11 protein-coding genes are annotated in these 19,927 nt (G+C 70.4%); 8 read left to right on the forward strand and 3 right to left on the reverse strand.

The genetic code is table 11. The features are described from left to right. Window positions 1-26: 26 nt before the first annotated feature. On the reverse strand, window positions 27-6,281 hold the full coding sequence (locus O7610_RS29965) for a protein kinase domain-containing protein (protein ID WP_289212370.1): 6,255 nt from the start codon (window positions 6,279-6,281) through the stop codon (window positions 27-29). A gap of 331 nt (window positions 6,282-6,612) precedes the next feature. Here O7610_RS29965 and O7610_RS29970 point away from each other — a divergent pair, with 331 nt between their 5' ends. The 6 genes from O7610_RS29970 (at window position 6,613) to O7610_RS29995 (ending at window position 13,252) form a co-directional block, all read left to right on the forward strand. After that, a complete protein-coding gene (locus O7610_RS29970) occupies window positions 6,613-6,978 on the forward strand; it encodes a hypothetical protein (RefSeq protein ID WP_289212371.1) in 366 nt (121 codons plus the stop codon). A gap of 265 nt (window positions 6,979-7,243) precedes the next feature. Beyond that, window positions 7,244-7,849 carry a DUF4956 domain-containing protein gene (locus O7610_RS29975; RefSeq protein ID WP_289212372.1) on the forward strand — a complete coding sequence of 202 codons (606 nt, stop codon included), beginning with the start codon at window positions 7,244-7,246 and terminating at the stop codon, window positions 7,847-7,849. Beyond that, complete coding sequence (locus O7610_RS29980) at window positions 7,846-8,613, forward strand: VTC domain-containing protein (RefSeq protein ID WP_289212373.1); 768 nt, start codon at window positions 7,846-7,848, stop codon at window positions 8,611-8,613. Before O7610_RS29975 ends, O7610_RS29980 begins: the two co-directional genes overlap by 4 nt. 37 nt (window positions 8,614-8,650) lie before the next feature. Continuing rightward, window positions 8,651-9,274 (forward strand): chitobiase/beta-hexosaminidase C-terminal domain-containing protein, encoded by a 624-nt coding sequence (locus O7610_RS30950; protein WP_502959064.1) that lies wholly within the window; start codon window positions 8,651-8,653, stop codon window positions 9,272-9,274. A 70-nt stretch (window positions 9,275-9,344) separates the two neighbouring features. Continuing rightward, complete coding sequence (locus O7610_RS29990; RefSeq protein WP_289212374.1) at window positions 9,345-9,527, forward strand: hypothetical protein; 183 nt, start codon at window positions 9,345-9,347, stop codon at window positions 9,525-9,527. Window positions 9,528-10,126: 599 nt separating this feature from the next. Beyond that, window positions 10,127-13,252 (forward strand): AfsR/SARP family transcriptional regulator, encoded by a 3,126-nt coding sequence (locus O7610_RS29995; RefSeq protein ID WP_281553662.1) that lies wholly within the window; start codon window positions 10,127-10,129, stop codon window positions 13,250-13,252. 41 nt (window positions 13,253-13,293) lie between these two features. On the opposite strand, the gene O7610_RS30000 is transcribed toward O7610_RS29995, so the two are convergent. After that, a complete protein-coding gene (locus O7610_RS30000; protein ID WP_289212375.1) occupies window positions 13,294-14,403 on the reverse strand; it encodes a ScyD/ScyE family protein in 1,110 nt (369 codons plus the stop codon). Between the two features lie 528 nt (window positions 14,404-14,931). Between O7610_RS30000 and O7610_RS30005 the strand changes: the two genes are divergently transcribed. Both O7610_RS30005 and O7610_RS30010 read left to right on the forward strand, forming a co-directional pair. Further along, a complete protein-coding gene (locus tag O7610_RS30005; RefSeq protein ID WP_289212376.1) occupies window positions 14,932-15,987 on the forward strand; it encodes a hypothetical protein in 1,056 nt (351 codons plus the stop codon). Between the two features lie 69 nt (window positions 15,988-16,056). Next, on the forward strand, window positions 16,057-18,879 hold the full coding sequence (locus O7610_RS30010) for an AAA family ATPase (RefSeq protein ID WP_281567401.1): 2,823 nt from the start codon (window positions 16,057-16,059) through the stop codon (window positions 18,877-18,879). Between the two features lie 148 nt (window positions 18,880-19,027). Here O7610_RS30010 and rfbA read toward each other — a convergent pair whose 3' ends face one another. After that, window positions 19,028-19,912 carry a glucose-1-phosphate thymidylyltransferase RfbA gene (gene rfbA / locus O7610_RS30015; RefSeq protein ID WP_281553666.1) on the reverse strand — a complete coding sequence of 295 codons (885 nt, stop codon included), beginning with the start codon at window positions 19,910-19,912 and terminating at the stop codon, window positions 19,028-19,030. Window positions 19,913-19,927 lie beyond the last annotated feature (15 nt).

The raw sequence follows: 19,927 nt of genomic DNA on the forward strand, positions 1-19,927 counted from the left end.
CGGGGTGGCACGGACAACGGGAGGCGTCAGCCGTCCATCGCGGACCCGAAGTAGCTGCGGTGCTTGTCGACGATGGCTGCCCAGTCGGCGTCGTGCGGGAAGCGGACCACCTCCCAGCCGGCGTTGATCAGCCGACCCTCGGCGTCGCGGTCCCGGTCGGCGACCGCCGGATAGTCGTGCACCGGCCCGTCGACGAACACCGCCACGTTTGCCCCTGCCAGCCGGTAGACGAAGTCCGGCTTGGCCAACGCCTCGGTGAGGAACGCCTGTCCCTCGTCGGGCAGCCGCAATCCGCGTTCCTTCAGCCAGGTGACGAAGCGCTTCTCCAGGGTGGTGTCGGACTGGTCGGCCAGCTTGGTCAGCTGCTCCGACCGGGATACGCCCGCGCCGGTGGTCCGGGCTCGGCCGACGGCGAACCGCAGCAGCAGATCCCGGGCCGCGTGCCGGTCGATCTGCGGGTGGTAGCCCTGGTTACCGTAGGTGAGCAGGCATTCGTAGCAGCCCCGGGCGCACGGCCGGTCCGGGTGCGGGCCGCCCAGGTCGGTGCCGTCCGGCGCGAAATGGCAGATTTCCAGCGCTTTCCGCGCCGCCCTGGCCAGCGCGTCGGGCTCCGACTGCAGCAGCCGCAGCACCCCGGCACCGCCCTCGGCCGCCTCGATGAACAACATCCGGTCGCGGGTTGACTCTTCGGGTGGCAGCAGTTCGCTGGCCAGCTCCACGTCCTCCAACTCGAACGCGGCCTCGACACCGCGCTCCAGGGCGTACATCAGCGACACCGCCGCTGGCAGCGGCAGCGGTTCGTCGAGGGTGAGCACCGCGATGTTGCGCCGGTCCTCGACGTACGGGATGACCCGCTTGCGGCGACCCCGTTCCTGGCCGTCCGCCTCGATCAGCGGCAGTTCGTGGGAATCGCCGGTGGCCTTGGCGGCGTCCCGCTCGTTGAGCCACCGCCCGTCGGTCGGGTCCAGCCAGAAGCCGTCCGAGTCGGTCGGCTTCGACCGCATCCGGCGCAGGTTGGTGATCCGTACCGTGGCCGAGTCGCCGTACGAGACCCGGCCCAGCCGGCCGCCGGGGTCGGCGACGATCGCGTCCTGCCGACCCTGCCGTGGTCCGTGGTCCTGGAACCGGTACGAGGTGACCAGCCGGAACCCGGCCCGCCGCCGTTCCTCCTCGTCGGAGGAGATCCGCTCCCGCCGGATCGTGTACACCGTGCGCAGGTGCAGCAGGCCGACGAGCTTCGCGCTGTCGGTCAGCGGCGCGTCGCACATCTCGCACCGGTCGGCGTTGTGCCGCTCCTCATGGTGGTAGCCGCAGTGGCTGCACCGGTACGCCGTTGCGGTGGCCACGTCGCCGGAGGCGTCCGGCGGCAGCTGGACCCGGTGCACCTGGTAGCGGGCACCCTCGTGGTAGATCAGCGCGCCCGGCCCGAACTCGTTGATCGCCAGGAACCGGGGTCGTTGCAGGTAGTCGCCGTCGTGGAACCGTCGACCTGACACCGGCACGTACGCGGCCAGCGGCAGCCGGGGGAACGAGTAGCCCGGCAGGAAACCCTCACTGGCCAGATATCTGTACGGGTTGAAGTCCGACAGGATCGACTTGCTGTCCACCGACTCGTTCTTCAACAGGTTGAGCTGGGTCTCCGCCTCCCGGCGGCGCCGGATCGCATGGTTGCGGTCCGGCTGGGTGAGGGTGTGGTCCAGCACCCGGCGGTTCTGCTCGGCCTGGTCCAGCAGCGCCGCCCGGAACAGGTCCCGCCACCGGTCGAAGCTGCGGTCGAACTGCCGGGGTGCGAGCCGGATCCGGTCTTCGAACCAGGTCTCGTACCACCACGTGGTCTGCCGCAGGTCGGTGATCAGCCCGGCGAACACCTGATTGGCGGCGACCACCGCGCGGCGCTGCGCGGCAGGGTCGTGCAGGGCGGCCGAGACGTGCTCGTGCAGCGCGAGCCGGGGTGCCGGGTTACGGGTGCCCTCCGGGTAGCTGATGTCGACGATCTCCGGTACGGCCTGCCCCAGCTTGATCCCGACCTCGGCGAGCCAGATCGCCTGGGCATGGGAGCAGACCAGGTCCTCGTTGGCCAGATCGAGCCGGGGCGGGCTGACAACGCCAGCGACCATCTGCTGGGAGCGGCGGAAGTAGTACCGGTCGTGGCTGTTGCCGGTGGCGCAGTAGGTGGTGACCAGCGCCGGCTGCCCGGACCGGCCGGCCCGACCGCTGCGCTGCGCGTAGTTCGCCGGCGTCGGCGGCACGTTGCGCATCATCACCGCGTTGAGCTCGGCGATGTCGACACCCAACTCCAGCGTGGGGGAGCAGTAGAGCAGCTTCAGCTCCGCGGACCGGAACGCCTCCTCGCGTCGTTCCCGCTCCTCCGGGGCGACCTGGGCGGTGTGCTCCCGGGCGACGAGGCCGCTCAGCGATGATGCCGTCGACCGGTAGAGGTCCCGGAAGAACGGGTTGACCCGTGGGCCGTCGCCGCTGGCGTAGGTGCGGGTCAGCGGGTCGTGGGCGCCGGTCTCGCCGGTGCCGGCCTGCCAGACCAGGCAGGCCGCCGCGACCTGGTATCCGGTGATCGTGGGGCCCGACGGGGCCCGGAACCGGCCGGCCCGGTGCGGGCGCGCCTCGATCCGGGTCACCAGCCCGGCACCGGTGAGCACCGTCAACAGGTGGGTGATGATCTGCTGCGTGTCGTCGACCGACACGGTCCGGAAGTGGACGCGGCGCAGGTACTTGCCGACCTTTCCCCGCCCGGAGATGAACAGCGCCGACCGGTCCATGCCCGGCACGGAGCTCTGCGGGTACGCCGTACCGACCCGGGGTTTATCGCCGGAGCTGAGCACCCACGGGTCGACCAGGCGTTCCTCGCTTGCCCGCTGCAGCGAGTCGAAGCTGTCGTCGCGGAAGTGCTGCACGTCGATCGCCAGCGCCCGGCGCATCTCGTCGAGCAGCACCCGCATGATCTCCGCACGGACGCCAGGTGTCGCCTCACGCAGCTCCCGGTGCGTGTCCGACCAGCGGTCCTGCTGTCCGGCTAGCCAGTCGAGGCCGTCGTAGCCGATGCGCAGCAGCCCGGTCTGTTCCAGGTTCGGCATGGTGACCCGCCAGCCGCGTTCCAGATCGACGTACAACCGGAACGCCACCACGTCGCGTAGCGTCCGGGCGGCGCTGCGGGCCAGCGGCGGGGCGAGGTCGGCGGAGCCGGCGTAGTCGGCCAGCTCCAGATTCAGCGCGTTGGCGACCCGACCGGCCAGATCCTCGTGGCCGATGCCGTCGTCACCGGAATCGACCACGGCCCGGTACAGCGCGCCACGCAGCTGCACGACCTGGGCGAAGTCGTTGAAATGGCCGGCCTGCAGCGAGGCGTCCTGCCGGTTGTCGACAAAGGTCAGCAGCTTGCGGGCCCGGCGGTCCAGCGCGTCGGCCGGGATCTCCCGCAGCGAACGAACGATCGACGCGGAGACCAACGACGTCGCCGACGACCGGCCTTCGTGGTCGAGAGTCGCCAACCGGGCGAAGTCGCGCGCCTTCTTCTGCTCGTAGGCGACGCCGCAGTGCAGGCAGAACAGAAACGGCGCCGGGATGAACGCGGCCGGCACACCGGTGTCGCCCTCCACCCCGTACGCGTCGACGGTCACCGGTCGGGGCAGCCGGGGCCGGAAGCTCTCCCGTACCGTCTCCTGCCCGTGCTCGTCGACCAGCCACGACTCCGGCAGCCGGCGGCTGCCGAGCAGCTCTGCGAGGGTCGCCGGCCACGGCCGGTCGGGGGCGATGTATAGGTAGCCGTCGGTGTCGGTGCCCGCCGACCCGTCGGTGTCGCGGCGTTGGCCATAGCGCACCCGGCCGGCGGAGTCCTCGGTGCGCGACACCGTCAGGTACTCCTGGCCGCATTCCCGGCAGAACGCCAGCGGCAGCAGGATCTTGCCGTCCGTGCCGGGCTGGACCAACTGGTAGTCGCGGGTCCGATGCCGGGTCTGCGGGTCCTCGATGGTGACGTAGACGGTGTCGCCCTTGGACAGGAACTGGTGCAGGCGGAAGGCGAACAACGGTCGGCCGGTCTTCGGGTGCCGCGCCTGCGAGCCGGCCTGCAGAGTGCGGCGGATGGCCTGCGCGCATTCGTCGTCGGTCCGGCCGCTGTCGCGGGCCAGCTCCTGGGCCGCGTCCTCGATCCGGGTCGGCGGACGTCGGACCAACTGGCTCTCGTCGTCGGGTGCTGGCTCCAGGCCGAACCGGGCCTCGATCCACCGGGCGAGCGGGTCCCGTACCAGGTCGGCGTAGTCGTGGGGCGAGTCGGCGGTGATCCGTTGCGGCGGCACCGTGGCCGGAGCCGGTCCGGTGGCCCGCTGCAGGGTCTCGCCGATCACGTCACCCGGTGCCACCTCGGCTCCGAACAGCGTGCTCGCCACCGAGGCGATCACCGACCGGCGGTCGACCGGACTGCCCTCGCTGGACATCGTCGCCGAGGTGCCGATGCACTGCAGCCGGTCGGCCTGGCAGGCCTGCCGTACCCGACGGATCAGCAGCGCCACGTCCGCGCCCTGCCGGCCACGGTAGGTGTGCAGCTCGTCGAAGACGAGGAACTCCAACCCGGTCGCCATGCTGATCAGCGAGCTTCGGTCAGCTGGCCGGGTCAGCATCAGCTCCAGCATCACGTAGTTGGTGAGCAGGATGTCCGGTGGGTTGCGGCGGATCTGCTGACGGCGCTCGTCGCTCTCCTGACCGGTGTATCGGGCATATCGGACCGGCTCGCGACCCTCGCCGTACCCGTCCCGCAGGAACTTGTCGAGCTCCTTGATCTGGCTGTTGGCCAGCGCGTTCATTGGGTAGACGATGATCGCCCGGACTCGGCGGCGGGCGTTGGGCGGCTCGGCGGCGCGGGCCCGCAGGACCCGGTCGACGATCGGCACGATGTAACCGAGCGACTTTCCCGACCCCGTGCCGGTCGTGATCACGTACGAGGCACCGGAACGGGCGACGTCGACTGCGTCCCGCTGATGCCGGTGCAGGACGAGTCCCCTGCCGTCGCAGGCGGTCCCGCCGGGGGTCTTGTCGATCTGGAAGATCCGCGCGCATTCAGGGTGCAGCGTGCCGGACGCGGCAAGCTCCTCGACCGACCCGCCGGAGGCAAAGGACGGATTCAACGAGACCCAGGGGACCGGCCACTGTGACTTGGCGTCCAGGTCGGCGGCGACGAAGTCGGCGATCCGTTCGTCACGGATGACCGTGCCGCCCTCGGTGAACGCCCGGTAGTCGGCGATCAGCCGCTGGTGCACAGCGAACACGTCCATCGCCGAACCCGGCTGCGGCGCGTCGGCGGCCTTCTGCTGACCTGTCTGCCCGACACCGGTGGGTGGTCCGTCGACCGCAGGCGTGGTCAGCCAGAGCCCAGGGTCGAAGCCGTCCCAACCGGCGACGGCGACCCGGCCGACGGCGAACCGCATCAGCTCGTTCCGGACGGTGACCGCGTCGACGGGTCGCTCCGCCGGGTCCTTGGCAAGCAGCCGTTCGACCAGCTGGGCCAGATCGGTATCGACCTCGGAGCGCAGCAGTCGCAGTGCCGGCGGCGGGTCGTTGCGGTGGTGCTCGCCCAGCTCGTAGGCGGATGAACTGTCGAACGGAGGCACTCCACTGAGGAGCTCGAACAGCACGCAGCCGAGGGCGTACAGGTCAGCTGCCCGGGTGACCGCAGCCGAGGTGAACTGTTCCGGTGCCATGTATCGGGCGGTGCCGAGGGTGATGCCGCTGCTGGTCAGCCGGCTGACGTCGGTGTCGTCGACGATGCGGCTCATCCCGAAATCGAGCACCTTGACCTGGCCGCCGCGCAGCAGCATCACATTCGCGGGTTTGAGATCGCGGTGTACGACGTTCACCGCGTGCGCGGCGGCGAGTCCGTCGGCGATCTGGGCGGCCAACGCGGCTGCCCAGGAGATCGGCAGCTGCGGCACCTCCGCGATCAGATCCTGCACTGTCCGTCCGTCGAGCAGCTCCATGGCGAGGTACGGAACGCCCTGGTCGTCGAGGCCGCCGTCGATGATCCGGGGCAGGTTCGGGTGGCTGAGCCGGCGCATGATCGCGACCTCACGGACGAACCGGCCGATCGCGTTACGGGAGGCCGCCGAGTCGAGCGCCGCACCGCCTCGGGTGCGCAACAGAAGTTTGACGGCGACGAGCCGGCTCGGGTCGGTCTCGGCTACCTGCTGGTCGCGGGCCCGGTGGACCTCTCCCATGCTGCCGGAGCCGATGCAGCCGTCCAGGCGGAAGCGGCCGGCCACGGTATCATGATCCACAGCGAGCTCCTCGCGTCCGAACGGGCGGTGGACGCTGACGCAAAGGGCGCAAGATCATGACCGTCCATGATCGAACTGTTGCCGGTGCCGCAAGAGGCGTTTGGCGTCAAGCGAAACCGAATGTTCCTATATGCACGCTTGGCCGTCAACGGCAGGCGGAGGTCGCCAAGCTGACAGCAAACTCGTCGATGCCAGATTCGATCGGCGGATTCGCCCAGTTCAGCGCGTGATCATCTGACCACTGCGTGGCCTGCGCCCGGTCGCCGGAAAGACCTGATCGGGCGACGGGGCCCAGCCGTACGCCCGGTCGTCGGTCGGCACGAGGTGCCACGTGAACCAGCGGTCCGGTGGATGCCGGCTCTGGCGCTACTTCGGTAGGTGGGTGATCGGGTTGCTGACGGAGCCGGTGCTGGTCGCGGCGGGCCGCTACGGGTACGGCGAGTGTCGCATGGTCTACGGGCGGCGCGGGGCGGTCGGCGGAAACCTGTTCGGCGTGCGCCTGCGCGGCTTCTGCCCAGTGTCGTGGCCGGGTCGGCGGTACCTGTTCCAGTTGAGGCAGTGCCCGTATCGAGGTCTGCTCGATGGTCGCAGCCGCGACGGCAAGGCATTCTCCGCCACGCTGCGGCACGCCCGACCCGGGGCTGAAAGTTACGACCCCCGGCCCGGGCGCGGTACCACCCGGCCGGGCTCCCACTGACCGGCCCGCACCAGGGGTTTCGTACCCGCCGTTCAGGCGATGGATGTCGGAGTCCGAATCGGGCAGTGGCGACACCCCTACGCAGACCGCACCGAACAAGCATTGAACTAGATCGATGGAATGGCTACCGTTTCGAGAGAGTTCCCGAAAGTTTACCGGAAGTTCCGGCGCTGTTCGTCTGCCGTCCACGCCTGCCCAGCCGGGCGGTGTGGCCGGCCGGCAGGACGCGTCGGCGTCCGACAGCGACCCAGGAGGAACGAACGAGATGACGCAGCTCGTCCTGTTCGCGATCGACATCGGCGCCGTGGCGCTGCTCGTCTTCGGGCTCTACTTCCCGCGCCACCGCCGTCGGGACCTCGTCGTGGCCTACCTCGGGGTCAACGTCGGCGTCCTGGCGGTGGCGAGTGCGTTGAGCGCCAGCAACGTCGGCGCCGGGCTCGGCCTCGGGCTCGCGCTGTTCGGCGTACTGTCGATCATCCGCCTGCGCTCGACGGAGCTGGACCAGCACGAGGTGGCCTACTACTTCTCCGCCCTGGCGCTGGGCATCCTCGGCGCGTTGAGCACCACCTCGGTCTGGCTCAGCGCCGGACTGATGGCCCTCATCCTGGCGGTGATGTTCCTCGGCGACCACCCACGGCTGCTGCGGCACTACCGCCACCAGATCATGGTGCTCGACTCGGCGGTCACCGACCAGGTCGCTCTGGTCGCGCAGCTGGAGCAACTGCTCGGCGCCCGAGTGCACGGCGCCACCATCCAGCGGCTCGACCTGGTCAATGAGACGACCATCGTGGACGTACGGTACTCGCTGGCCGGGCGGCGGGCCGCTCCAGCCACGGCGGGTGCTCCGGCTGCGGCGGGAGCGGGCCGATGACGACGCTCGCGATCGCCGCCGCGCTCGGCGAGATGCCTCCGGTCGAGCTGGCCGAGCTGATCGAGTGTGCCGCGTTGCAGACCAGGGTGGACCGCAAGTACGTCGTGCCGCTGACCGCACTGCCGTCGTTGCTGAGTCAACTGCCTGCCGGCACCCGGGTACTGGACATCGACGCGGAGCGGTCGTTCCGCTACGAGTCGATCTACTTCGACACCCCCTGGCTGGCCAGCTACCACTGTGCCGCCTACCGCCGTCGGCGGCGGTTCAAGGTACGCACCCGCACCTACCTCGACTCCGGCGACTGCTGGCTCGAAGTCAAAATCAACGGCGCCCGGGACAGCATCACCAAGCACCGGCTGCCGTACCGACCCCAGGACCGCAGCACGGTCGGTCCCGGCCGCGAGTTCGTCGACGAGGTGCTCTGCCGGGAAGCTATCCCGGCGGACGGCGAGTTCGCCCCGACCCTGGTCACCAGCTACCGACGCAGCACGCTGCTGCTGCCGGCCACCGCCAGCCTGCGTTCCAGCCGGGTCACCATCGACACCGAGCTGCGCTGGCAGTGCGGGTCGGCGAGCCTGACGCTGCCGCCGACCGGTTGCTGTGGCGCGGCTGCATCCGACCGATGCGCATCTCCAAGTACGCGACCGGCCTGGCCGCGCTGCGGCCGGACCTGCCGGACGGCCCGTGGCGACGCGCCCTGCGTCGGCACTTCTGCGGCATCCCTGTGCCGTCGAATCGGCCGTCGGGCCCGGCGACGCACCTGACGCCGACCGTCGTACGCCACATCGAACAGGAGGCATCGTGCGTCTAACCGTCCCTAGTACCGGGGCCGCGCCGGCGGCCGTCCGCGCCGTGGGAGTCGCGTTCGCGGCCACTCTGGTCGCCGGGCTGCTCGTCTCCCACTCACCGCCGGCCGGCGCCGAACCCGTCGCCGGCAGCGACCGGGGTACCGGCGTCGACCAAACCGGCGTTGACAAGACCGGTAGCGGCCAGTCTGGCAGCGGTCCGCTCGCTGCGGCCGACCAGATCGCGGCCGCTGACGCGGCCGAGGACCTGGTCGGCGACATCCAGTTCTCGGTGCACAGTGGCACCTTCCAGGGCGAGGTCGCAGTGTCGCTGAGTACCACGGTCAGCGGCGCACAGATCCGCTACACCACCAACGGTCAGCTGCCGACAGCACAGGCCACGCTCTACTCCGGGGCCTGCGCTGCGCTTCACCCGCTCCACCCAGCTGCGGGCCCGGGCGTTTGTCGGCGGGTCGGCGGCCGGGGCGCCCGGTACCGCGATGTACTTCGCCCGACCGTCACGGCGCGCAACGTCGACTACAACGGTCGGCTCGCTGCCGGTGCCAGCACCAGTTTCGGCTTCATCGCCACCTGGAACGGCACGAGCACTTCGTCGGCGGTGACCTGCACCGCGTACTGATCGGGTCAGTCCATCGTGTCCCCGGTTTCGGCCTTCGACGACAGTTGTGGCCGGATCCGGGGACGCCTGCTTGTCGCGTCTGTTCGCCTCGTCGGGCGATGAAGGCGATTCAGGTACGCGCGACGCCGCAGGCCAGGCGTCTGCTCGACGTCAGCCGGAACATCCATCGATGGGCAAGCCGGTCACGTCTGCGATCCGCCGGCTGACATTCAGTTACTGGTCGATTCCCGAGGCTGGTGTCGATCGGCGCTGATGATATCGATGTCATTCAGGTGTTCGCGACGCCGCCGGTCAGGCGGGTGTGACATGTCCGTCTGAATTCTCCCCGTCGGTGCCCAGGTTTGCGGGTGGCGGGCTGAGTCGGCAGGCCTCGCCCACGGCGCGGCACGGTCCCTCCTGCAGGGGTCGACGGGGACCGGGGGCTGGTTCGCGCTGTTCGCCGGCTGGGCGGCGGACCGTGGCCCGGCCGTGGCCCGGGCCGGCGCCGGACGTCGACATATACAGTTTAGCTGCACCTAGCGGATAAACCAGGCATCAACTTTCGCAGTGCGGTCGGTGATTTGTCAGATGCGCCGACCCTGCCGTTGTTCACTTACTGTGGGTGACGATTCTTGTGCTGATCGGAGTTGTGACGCGGCTTGTCGGTGACTCAGGCTATTCCCTGTGTGGGGTTGCGGCGGCATTTGTCGAATCTGACCGGTGGCAAACCCCTCGGTCGGCGGCGTCGTGGGTGGGGTATTCGATCTGGGACATATGCGGATATGCGGCCGTAATAGGGTGCTGGTGCCTGAAAGGTAGCGCGTGTATGGTGTGATGTGCGAAGGGTGCTCGACTGCGGGGGTTCGTCGCGATATGCATGTCAAACTTCTCGGCACACTGGAGTTGATAGGCGGCCGTCGATCACTGGATATTGGTGGGCCGCGGCAGCGTGCCATTCTGGCAATGCTGGCGCTCAGCGTGAACCGTGTGACCACCGTCGAGCAACTTGTCGAGGCAGTGTGGGATACCGACCCGCCGTCGACCGCCCGCGGCCAGGTGCAGACCTGCATTTCCTTGTTGCGGAAGTTGTTCGGTACCGCCGGGCGGCCGGACGTCATCCGGACCCATCCGCACGGCTACCTGCTCACCCTGTCCGGGGACGAACTGGACAGCGAGCTGTTCGCCGACCTCGTCGCGCAGGCGCGCCAGCAGACCGAACACGGACGGATCGCCGCCGCGGCCACGACGTTGCGTAAGGCACTCGATCTGTGGCGGGGGCCGGCGCTCGCCGACATCCACAGCGGGCTGGTTCGCCGGGGGGCCGTGCTGCTGGACGACCAGCGGCTGTCCACCCTTGAGGAGCGGGTCCGGCTCGACCTCGCCCTTGGCCGCCACGGGGAGGTCGTCAACGAGTTGACCGCGCTGGTGCACGAGTATCCGCTCCGGGAACGGCTGTACGGCTACCTGATGCTCGCCAAGTACCGCTCGGGGCGCCCCGCTGAGGCGCTGGAGGTCCGCCGGCACGCGCGCGCCGTGCTTGTGAAGGAACTCGGCATCGAGCCGGGGCAGGAACTGCAGGACCTGGAACGGGCGATTCTGAATCGTGACCCGGCGCTGGATCAACAGCCCATCGTGCCCCGGCCGGTGATAGATGCCGGAGTCGACGGGAAATCGTCGTCGATTCAGCCGATCGTGCCGCACGAGGTGCCATTCAGCATCGCCGACTTCACTGGGCGTGATTCGCTGATAGGACGGATAAAGGAGGCGCTGACCGGCGAGTCGTCGAATGAGTTGGCGCCGTACTCGATGCGGATCGTCGCTATCTCCGGTGTGGGCGGTGTGGGAAAGTCGAGTCTCGCTTTCCGGGTGGCACACGAGATTGCCGATCAGTTTCCCGACGGCCATCTGTACGGCGAGTTCCAGAACCCGCAGGGCAGCGACGCGGGTGCGGTGCTGGCCAGGTTCCTCCGGGCGATGGGGGTGAGTGGTTCCACGATCCCCGACGATCTCCAGGAACGCGCGACGCTGTACCGCAGCACGCTGGCGGGCAGCCGGGTGCTGGTCGTGCTCGACGACGTCACCTGCGAAGAGCAGATCCTTCCGCTGCTCCCCGGCAGCCCCACCTGCGCGGTCATCGTGACCAGCCGCCGACGGCTGGCCTGGCTTCCCGGGGCGCTGCGCGTCGATGTCGCACCCTTCGACGCCGCCCGGTCGATGGAACTGTTACACAAGATCGTCGGTGATGACCGGGCCCGCGCCGAGGAGCCGGCGGCGCTGGAGCTGATCCGCTTCTGCAACGGCCTGCCCCTGGCGCTGCGGATCGCCGGCGCACGGCTGGCGTCACGCCCGCACTGGCGGATCGCCGATCTGGTCCGCCGGCTGGGCAACGAGGCGCGCCGGCTGGACGAGTTCTCGCACGGAGGACTGGAGCTGCGGGCCAGCATCGCCCTCACCTACCGGAGCCTGGCGGCGCGGGCGCAGCGGCTGTTCCGCCTCGTCGCCCTGGTCCAGGTACGCGACTTTCCGGCCTGGATGGCGGCGGCGTTGCTGGACACCGACCTGCTGGACGCGGTCGACCTGCTGGAGAGCCTGGTCGACGCCCGCATGCTCGACACCGTCGAGTACGCCGGCAACCGGGTCCGCTACAGCTGCCACGACCTGATCCGGGTCTACGCCCAGGAGATGCTCAGCGCCACCGATAGTCCGGCGCAGCGGGACGCCGCCGTCGCCCGCGTTCTCGGTGCCTGGCTCACCCTCTCCGACGAGGCGCACCGCAAGGAGTACGGCGGCGACTTCACCCTGCTGCACGGAGGCGCCCCTCGGTGGCGTCCGTCGTGCCAGGGTCCGTCGTCCAGGTCCGCACTGGACTGGTGGGGCGCCGAGCGGGACTGGTGGGACAACGAGCGGTTCGCGATCGTCGCGGCCATCCGACAGGCCGCCGCGTACGGGATGCACGACCACTGCTGGGATCTGGCCCTCACCTCGGTGACCCTGTTCGAGAGCAAGGGCTACTACGAGTTGTGGCGGGAGAGCGCGGAGATCGGGCTGGCGGCGACCACCCAGGCCGGCAACCGCAACGGGCAGGCAGCCATGCTCTACTCGTTGGGCACGCTGCACATGTTCCAGAAGCGGCTCGCCACCGCCGGGGAGTACTTCGCCGCGGCGCTGTCGATCTTCCGAAGTGAGCAGAACACCCACGGCTGCGGGCTGGTGCTGCGCAACGTGGCGTTGATCGAAGGGCTGCGCGGGGACACCTCGGCGATGCTGAGCAACTACGAGCGATCTCTCACCGCGCTGCGCGCCGTCGGTGACGAGATGGGCGAGGCGCAGATCCTGCGCAGCGTCGCCAAGTTCTGGATCGACGAGGGGGAGACCGAGCGTGGCCGGTCACTGCTGGAGGAGGCGCTGACCATCTGCCTCAAGGTGCGGTGTCTGCGCGGCGAGGCCCAGGTGGTGCACCAGTTCGCCCATCTTCATCTGAGCACCGGGCAGATCAAGCTGAGCCGGCAGGCGCTGCACCGGGTCCTGCTGATCGTACGCAACATCGGTGATCGGATCGGCGAGGTGTACGCGCTCTACGGCCTCGGTATCGTCGACACCCGCGACGGACGGCCGGAGCGGGCCGAGCAGACCCTGCTGCACGCTCTGGACCTGGCCCGGCGGGTCGGGGAACGGCTCGTCGAAGGGGAGGCGCTGTACGCGTTGGGCGAGCTGTGCCTGGCCGCCGGGAGGACCGTCGCCGCGGCGAAGTACCTGGCCGGCGCGAGCCGGCTGTTCGAGGACCTCGGCTCGGTGCTCTGGCAGGCGCGGACATTGAGCGTGCTCAGTGACCTGCACGCGATGAACGACAACCTCTCCGAGGCGGCGGACAGTCTGGAACGGGCCGCGCGACTGCTGGCCGAGCTGGACTCCAAACAGGCCGCGCGCTGGTTGGACCAGATCCGGTCCAGCCGGTCGGCCTTGGAACTCGCCGCACCGCAGCGGGCCGGCCGCCGGTGACGGTGCGGTTGTCCCGGCGCCGGGACAACCGCACCGGTCGGTCACGGCAGGCGCAGCTTTACGATCTCGCCGATGCCGGGAGACACGCCCTGGCTCGTGGCGTAGACGTCGTCACCGGAGACCGCGATGCCGGTCGGCGCGATCAGCCCTTCCGGCGAGAAGCGGGTCTTGCTTCCGTCGTGCTCGACGCGGACGATCTCGCCGTGACTCGGCGGGAAGATCGCGCCGTCCTTGGCCATCGAGAGCGTCAGCAGCCGCCCCTGACGGTCGAAGGCGAGGTCGGTGAGCAGGGTGAACCCGTCAGCGAAGACGGTCGGCTCCTGGCCGGGCACCACCCGGTAGACCCGGGCGGTTCCCGCGACGACGCTCAGCTCGGCCACGTACAGCGCCCCATCCGGGCCGACCTCGACAGCGGTGGGCGCGCTCTGTAGCTGCCAGCCGCCGCCGACGTCCTTGGTCGGGAACACCGCCAGCGTCTTGATCCGGCCGCCCCGGGTGGCCCAGAGCAGATCGTTGCCGCCGGCGTCGGTTACCGCGAAACCGCCCCGGAACGGAACCATCCCGTACGGGTTGGACTCGATCTCGGCGCCCGCGGGTGCCCCGGCACCGCCGTCGGGGTTGTGCCGCGCCTCGTGGACGCCGAAGTCGGCGCCGAGCCGCACGTGCCCGGCGCCCGGGCAGATGAAGTGCAGCAGCCGGCCCATCTCGGGACCGTTGGCGCCGAACGGGTTCTCTCCGGTGACCGGGTCGATCCCCGAGGTGGACATGAGTACCGTCAGCCGGCCGTTGCGCAGCGACAGGTCGGCCGGCCCGGTGGCGTACGAGCCGTCGGTGGGTGCGCCGAGCGACGGCAGGCCCTCGATGACCCGGGTCACGACTCCGTTCCGGACGGTGGTGATGGCTCCACTGTGCCCCAGGCACTGCTCACCCTCAGGGGTGATGATGCACTGCAGGTCACCGCCGACGCCGGCCTCCGCGACCCAGATCGTGCCCCGGTCGACGACCAGGTGCCGAGGGTTGTTCAACCCGCTGGCGACGACCTGCAGGGTGGGCTGGGAACTGCCGGCCTGGGCGGCGGTCGCCGCGCCTGGTGACAGCACGACGGCGAGGCCCGCTGTCACCGCCAAGGTACGTCTGGCCAGTTCTCTCATCAGGATCCTCTCTGGAAACGATCACCTCGGGCACGCCGAGGGCCAGGTGTGACAAATGGAGCCGATGGTCGGATCCCCATCGAAGTGGTCCAGCAGCGGGTCTGGCCGGCTCGCCACCTGTCCTCGTCACCAGTGCATGTCGCTGGGATCGCTGGTCGCTTCGGCCGGGACGGAACCGGCCTGCGTCTGCGGCCCGGCGGCCGCTGTCGTCACGGCCCCCACGAGCATGGCGGCGGCCGCGAGCAACCCGAGCAGCTGCGGTGTGTACGGGGTCCTCGGCGAACGTGCGCGGGTTGACGTCGGGCTCAACTCCCGGTGGAATCGCATGTCCTGTCGCCTCCGTGTTGTTTCTCGACGCATCCGTTGGTGGACCGACCGCAGCATGTCGCGTCCCGCTCTCGATGGACTCTCGGTCCGCTGAGAGCACATCGAGAGCGTTCGGAAAGCCGCCGTGGCTAGCCTGCCGCCCAGACCGCCGCGTCACGTTGAGCGGCCTCCTGGTCACCGGCTGGAGGGAGCCACTGTCGAATGAGCGGCCGCGTCCTTCAGCTCAACACCGACGAGCTGGTCAGCGCGCTGTACGCGGTTGACGCGGTCGACCTGCTCGCCGAGGAGCTACGCGACGGGGTGACCGGGAAGGTGGGGGACGACATGCCGGACGGACGCATCATCCAGCTGCCGGGGCCGGATGATCTCGTCCTGCTGGAGGACCAACGGGTCGGCCGGCGCTGCGTGCTGCCGGCCCGGGCGCTTGCCGCCTCCCGGATGGCGGCGCTCGCCACCATCGCCGTCCGGGCGTTGGTGACCCCGGGCGCGGTGACCGCCGCCGTGCTCGGTCCGGGATCCGCGACCAGCCTGCTGCTCCCACTGATCCTCGGCCGGGCCGGTGGGCTCAGCCACGTGGCGATCTTTCACGGTGCCGGAGCGTCCTCGCAGGAGCGCGTCCAACCGCAGCTGCTGGCTGAGCTCGACCGAGCCGGCGTCGGCTGGACGGTGACCGAGGCGGCGGCCGACGCGGTCTTCGGCGCCACCCTGGTGGTCGGTCTGGTGCCACGACCGGACCGACTGGACATCGGTGTCCCGGCGAGTGGTGCGTTGCTGATCAACACCGCCAGGGTGGGCTTCGCCGGCGGGGTGGTCGACCAGGCACGGCAAATCTATGTAGACGACGCGTCGTTGAGCCGGCCGGGAGGTTCCGGCCGCGCCGCCTGCGGGCACACCGTCGACGGCGACACCACCTACGAGCCGTCGCCCTGGTGTGTCGAGTCGTCGCCTGAGGACACGTGGCCGACGCCGCACGGCGGGCAACCGTCGCCGGCAGCCGCTGGAGCTCGCCGGTCCGGCGGCCTGCGGCCGCGCCGACGTCGAACGGGTCGACCGGGCAGGTCGAGCCGTGACGTCCGGCCGATCGAAGCCGAGTTGGGACAGCTGCTGACCGGTGAGCACGCCGGTCGCACCGGCGCCGACGACATCCTGCTGGTCGACCTGCTCGGGGCGTGGGCGCTCGACGTACGGCTCGCCTGCACGTTGCATCGCGCGGCGCTGTCCCGTGGATTCGGGGTGCAGCGTGACGAGTGGCCGTGACCGGTGCGACGACCATATCGACCGCGCGGATGGGGGAATCCGCGCGACCAAGAAGGATCGGGGAAAGCCATGCTGGTAGAACGAAACGGAGAACTGTCGTCACTGACCGATCTGCTGGCCGAGAGCGCTGCGGGACGCGGCAGGGTCGCCCTGGTCCGGGGCGGTCCGGCCACCGGTAAGACCGAACTGCTGCACGCGTTCGCCGAGCGCGCCGCGGCAACCGGGGCGCTGGTGCTGAGCGCGACAGGCGCCAGGGCCGAGCGTGAACTGCCGTTGGGGGTCGTCTGGCAGCTGATCCGCAGCGCGCCGCTGGCACCCGAGATTGCCGGTCGGATGACGGAACTGACGCTTCCGGCGGCGCTGCCCGGACCTGGCGGTACGCCGCACGGCGGCGGACTGGACGCGCGGGCGGTGCACGGCTTGTGCGCACTGCTGCTGGAGCTCGCGGCCGACCGGCCGGTGGTGATCGCCATCGACGACATTCAGTTCGCCGACCGACCGTCCCTGCAGGTACTGGTCAGCCTCCGGCGGCGGATCCGGCCGGCCCGCGTACTGCTGGCGATGACCGAATGGGAGTGGCCCAGCCTGCCGCGTACCCAACTGCACGCCGAGGTGGCCCGGCAGCCGCACGCCCGGATCACGGTTGCCCCGCTGACCTGCGCCGGCACCGCCGACCTGGTGGCTCGCCGGCTGGGCGGTTCCGGGACACCCGCCGGGCTCGCCGCCCGGATGCACGCCATCACCGGCGGGAACCCGCTCCTGACCCATGCGCTGATCGAGGACCAGCTCCGGGCCGCGAACGCCGCCAGAGCCGCAGACCCGGCCGGCGTCGCAGACGCCTCAGGCGCGGCGAACCTGGCGGGTGCGGCGTGCGTCGCGCCGGTCGCCGGGCCGGTGTTCCACCAGGACGTCTGGGACTGCGTGACCCGCTGGGACGAGGAGATCCTGGTGGTGGCGCGGGGTATCGCGTTGTTCGGTGAGTGCGCCACCCAGGAGCTCACCGCACAGCTGCTCCGACTGGCCGACCGGCCTCTCGGACCCGCCTTCGACGTGCTGCGGGCCGCCGGGCTGGTGGTCAGCGACTGCATCCGCCATCCGGTGATCCGCGACATCCTGCTGGCGGGCATCGCCCCGGAGAAGCTCGCCGGGTGGCACCTGCGGGCGGCCGAACTGCTGTACGGGCGGTCGGCGGAGACGGTCGAGGTCGCCCGGCACCTGGTGGCCGCCAACGCGGTCCCGGGGCCATGGGCGGTACGCCTGCTGCGACACGCAGCGGAACAGGTGATCGCCGAGGACGACCGGTTCGCGGTCGGCTGCCTCGACCTGGCGTTGCGCAACTGCGACGACGACGAGCGGCTGGCGTTGCGGGCCGTCCTGGCCCGGCTGGCCTGGCGGGCGAATCCGTCCGCACTCGCCCCCCACCTGCCCCAGCTACGTACCGCGCTGAGCGCAGGGACCCTGCCCTGGCGGGACGCCGCACCGGTGATCCGCCACCTGCTCTGGCAGGGAGAGCTGACGGCAGCCCTCGACGCCGTCGACGCCGTCGGCGGACGCCACGGTCCGGCGGACGCCACCAGTCTCACCGAGCTGCGCCTGACCTTGGAATGGGTGTACGGGCCGATCTGGCAACGGCTGGCCGAGCCGGTCCAGGGCTGGCTCGTGACCCCGGCCCCGACACCCGGCGGGCCGCTGGCCGGGGCGGCGCAGCTCACGCTGGCCCGATCCGCGACACCACCGGTGGGCAGCGCCGAGCACGCGTTGCAGAGCTGCGCGGGTGAGGCGCCACCGGAAGTCGCCGCCCTGGCGTTGCTGGTGCTGGAGTACGCCGGACGCCCCGAGCACGCCCGCCACTGGGCGCAGACCCTGCTCGACAGCACCGAGCGGCGCCGCACCGGGGCCGGGCGCGCGTTGCTGAGCTGGGTCCGGGCCGACCTCGCCTGGCGGCGTGGTGATCTGGCCGGTGCGGACGTGGCGGCGGCGGAGGCGCTGGCGATCCTGCCGGCGCGTGACTGGGGGGTGCTCGTCGGGCTGCCGCTGGCGACGATGGTCCTGGCCCGCACCGCCATGGGACGCCTCGACGAGGCGGCCGCGTTGCTGGACGCCGCCGTCCCCGAGGCGATGTTCGATACCGTCGCTGGTGCCCACTACCTGTACGCCAGCGGCAGTCACAGTCTGGCCGCCGGTCGGCCACTGGCCGCGGTGGACGAACTGGAACGCTGTGGTGAGCTGCTCAAGCGGCTGGCTGTCGACGTACCGGCGATGATCCCGTGGCGTTGCCCGCTCGCCCAGGCGTATCTGCGGGTCGGCCTGCGGGGCAAGGGCCGGCACCTGGTCTCCGACCGGATGGAGCGGGCGGGGGACCGGGCGCGTGGCGCGGCACTGCGGGTCCTCGCCGCCGTGGGCGCGGCGCGGGACCGGACCGAACTGTTGCATCAGGCCATCGAGCTGCTGGAACGCTGCGGCGACCGGCTCGAGTTGGCGTACGCGCTGGCCGACCTGAGCCAGGCGCACCGGGAAGCCGGCGACCTCGGGCAGGCCCGGTTGGTGCTGCGCCGCGCCGAACAGGAACTCAAGGTCTGTCAGGCGGCGGGTGGACCGGTCGAGGTAGGGGCGGCGGTCGAGCCGCCGGCGGCGGACAACGTCGGCCCGACCGGCGTCGCCGCGTTGAGCGAGGCGGAACGCAACGTGGCCGCGCTGGCCGCCCTGGGGCACACCAACCGGGAGATCGGTCGCACGTTGTACATCACCGTCAGCACCGTCGAGCAGCATCTCACCCGGGTCTACCGGAAGCTGAAGGTGACCCGCCGCGCCGATCTGCCGTCGGAGCTGTCGCAGTACGAGGTCTCCGGGCAGTCACCGATGTCTCCGGCCCGTACTCTCGTGGCCCGCTGATCCGGCTGCGCCCCGTCAAGGGGCGCGGTCCGTCCGGGGTGGTGCCCCCGTCCGGGGGTGGTGCCCCGCCCGACACGTCGACGCGCCGGGCGGGGCACTTCGGCGGGTACAACGTACCGCCGCCCGGATCGCACGTCTCCCCGGGCTGTCAGCCGTTCCTCGATCGGTGCTCGGCCGCCACGGTCATCAGGTACTGGCCGTACCCGGTCTTCGCCAGACCGGCCCCGGCCGCGTGACACGCCTCGGCGCTGATGAACCCCATCCGCAGTGCGATCTCCTCGACACAGGCGATCCGCAGCCCCTGGCGCTGCTCCAGCGCCTGCACGTACTGCCCGGCCTGCAGCAGCGAGTCGTGGGTGCCGGTGTCCAGCCAGGCGAAGCCGCGGCCGAGCTCGACCAGCCGGGCCCTGCCCCGGTCGAGATACACCTGGTTGACGTCGGTGATCTCCAGCTCGCCGCGCGCCGACGGGCGGACGTTCTTGGCGATGTCGATGACGTCGTTGTCGTACAGGTACAGCCCGGTGATCGCGGTGTTGCTCCGCGGCCGCTCCGGCTTCTCCTCCAACGAGATCAGGTTGCCCGCCTGGTCGGTCTCGCCCACGCCGTAACGCCACGGGTCGGTCACCGGGTAGCCGAACAGGACGCAACCGCCGAGCTGACGGGCGCTGCTCTGCAACACCTCGGGCAGGCCGGGCCCGTAGAAGATGTTGTCACCCAGGATCAGCGCGACCGAGTCGTCCCCGATGTGGTCCGCCCCGATGATGAAAGCCTCGGCCAGCCCGCGTGGGCTGGGCTGCTCCGCGTAGCTGATGCTGATGCCCAGCGCCGACCCGTCACCGAGCAGCCGCTGGAACTGCGGCAGGTCACGCGGGGTGCTGATCAGCAGGATCTCGGTGATGTCGGCGAGCATGAGGACCGACAGCGGATAGTAGATCATTGGTTTGTCGTAGACCGGCAGTAGCTGCTTGGACATCGGCAATGTCACCGGATGCAGACGGGTCCCCGACCCGCCAGCGAGGATGATGCCCTTCACCTGTCACTCCCTACC

Origin of the sequence: Solwaraspora sp. WMMA2065 (assembly GCF_030345075.1) — a bacterium.
GTDB lineage: Bacteria > Actinomycetota > Actinomycetes > Mycobacteriales > Micromonosporaceae > Micromonospora_E.